Raw genomic sequence first — 277 nt, forward strand, 5'->3', positions numbered from 1 at the left:
TCACATCTAACTTATCCAACCGCCTGCGTGCGCTTTACGCCCAGTAATTCCGATTAACGCTTGCACCCTCCGTATTACCGCGGCTGCTGGCACGGAGTTAGCCGGTGCTTCTTCTGCGAGTAACGTCACAGCTGTTGGGTATTAGCCAACAACCTTTCCTCCTCGCTGAAAGTGCTTTACAACCCGAAGGCCTTCTTCACACACGCGGCATGGCTGCATCAGGGTTTCCCCCATTGTGCAATATTCCCCACTGCTGCCTCCCGTAGGAGTCTGGACC

Annotated in this window: 1 rRNA gene; it reads right to left on the reverse strand. The window is 54.9% G+C overall.

What is annotated here, in order from left to right:
• Nucleotides 1-277, reverse strand: a 16S ribosomal RNA gene (locus J9885_RS16380); the annotation flags it as partial.

Origin of the sequence: Aeromonas sp. SrichE-2G (assembly GCF_017939565.1) — a bacterium.
Taxonomy (GTDB): Bacteria; Pseudomonadota; Gammaproteobacteria; order Enterobacterales; family Aeromonadaceae; genus Aeromonas; species Aeromonas taiwanensis.